Origin of the sequence: Pseudodonghicola xiamenensis DSM 18339 (genome assembly GCF_000429365.1) — a bacterium.
Taxonomy (GTDB): domain Bacteria; phylum Pseudomonadota; class Alphaproteobacteria; order Rhodobacterales; family Rhodobacteraceae; genus Pseudodonghicola; species Pseudodonghicola xiamenensis.
Genome location: NZ_AUBS01000084.1, coordinates 1 through 1,833, shown reverse-complemented (window position 1 = coordinate 1,833; position 1,833 = coordinate 1). Strand labels below are relative to the sequence as shown.

Here is a 1,833-nt window from a genome sequence, read left to right as displayed (position 1 = left end):
CCCCGTTCGCTCGCCGCTACTAGGGGAGTATCAATTGATTTCCTTTCCTCCGGGTACTTAGATGTTTCAGTTCCCCGGGTTTGCTCTTAAAACCCTATGTATTCAGGTCTTAAGTACCTGTTTCACCCAATTATTGAGAACCTTGCGGCTAACAATAACTGAGTATCAGGTGGGTTGCCCCATTCGGAGATTTCTGGATCAAAGCTTATTCTCAGCTCCCCAGAACTTATCGCAGAGTATCACGTCCTTCATCGCCTCTTACTGCCAAGGCATTCACCAAACGCCCTTCTCGCGCTTGATTTGATCCAGAAAAAGACAAACTCCATCATGCCCTACCGCTTCGCTACTTGAGGGCTAGGCCGCTCGGAACAAAGCTCGGGCGAAGTCCATCACGCATCACGCTGGTTCGAGTGATGCTGTTCTTCTGAACCAAAAGCATACTATCCCGCTCGACCCTAAGGTCGAACTTTTGGTTAGTGTACTTGACTTGGACAACATTGCTTCGTTTCAGCCGGGATATGCGCAGCGGACCGAGGAAACAGTCCGAAGAACACCTTCCACCCGAGGGTGGAACCAACTGAGATCAGGCTGTCACTTCAGCCGATCAAAGCAAGTTGATTGATTTCTCTCTATACGATGTCAATTCGTCTGTGGAACAGACGTTCAAACAGTCTCGGGACTGCTTGAAGATATGTTCCAACGGGGTGGTTGGTGGAGCCTAGGAGGATCGAACTCCTGACCTCCTGAATGCAAATCAGGCGCTCTCCCAGCTGAGCTAAGGCCCCAGATAGGCTCTCGTGACATCTTGCTTCCGCAAGATGCACTGCCGCCTATCACTTATCGGTTTCACCGAAAGTGATTTGGTGGGTCGAGGAGGACTTGAACCTCCGACCTCACGCTTATCAGGCGTGCGCTCTAACCACCTGAGCTACCGACCCAGACAGACCGGTAGGCCTGTGATTTCCTGAAGAGATATGAGGACGGCCTGGACCGTGAGTTTGACCAACATTTCTTGTTGATCTCTGCTAAGTGCTTCACGTGATTGGCGAACCAATCATCTAGAAGCATCCTTAGAAAGGAGGTGATCCAGCCGCAGGTTCCCCTACGGCTACCTTGTTACGACTTCACCCCAGTCGCTGAGCTCACCGTGGTCCGCTGCCTCCTCGAAAGGTTGGCGCACGGCCTTCGGGTGAACCCAACTCCCATGGTGTGACGGGCGGTGTGTACAAGGCCCGGGAACGTATTCACCGCGTCATGCTGTTACGCGATTACTAGCGATTCCGACTTCATGCCGCCGAGTTGCAGACGACAATCCGAACTGAGATAGCTTTTTGGGATTAACCCATTGTCACTACCATTGTAGCACGTGTGTAGCCCAACCCGTAAGGGCCATGAGGACTTGACGTCATCCACACCTTCCTCCCGCTTATCACGGGCAGTTTCTTTAGAGTGCCCAGCCGAACTGCTGGCAACTAAAGATGTGGGTTGCGCTCGTTGCCGGACTTAACCGAACATCTCACGACACGAGCTGACGACAGCCATGCAGCACCTGTCACTAGGTCACCGAAGTGAAAGCCCCATCTCTGGGGATGTCCTAGGATGTCAAGGGTTGGTAAGGTTCTGCGCGTTGCTTCGAATTAAACCACATGCTCCACCGCTTGTGCGGGCCCCCGTCAATTCCTTTGAGTTTTAATCTTGCGACCGTACTCCCCAGGCGGAATGCTTAATCCGTTAGGTGTGTCACCGACAAGCATGCTTGCCGACGACTGGCATTCATCGTTTACGGTGTGGACTACCAGGGTATCTAATCCTGTTTGCTCCCCACACTTTCGC

Annotated in this window: 2 tRNA genes and 2 rRNA genes; all 4 read right to left on the bottom strand. The window is 52.5% G+C overall.

The window, feature by feature from the left end:
* Nucleotides 1-301 (bottom strand): 23S ribosomal RNA (locus G455_RS0122140); the annotation flags it as partial.
* A gap of 408 nt (nucleotides 302-709) precedes the next feature.
* A tRNA-Ala gene (locus G455_RS0122135) sits at nucleotides 710-785 on the bottom strand.
* 76 nt (nucleotides 786-861) lie between these two features.
* A tRNA-Ile gene (locus tag G455_RS0122130) sits at nucleotides 862-938 on the bottom strand.
* A 136-nt stretch (nucleotides 939-1,074) separates the two neighbouring features.
* A 16S ribosomal RNA gene (locus G455_RS0122125) occupies nucleotides 1,075-1,833 on the bottom strand; the annotation flags it as partial.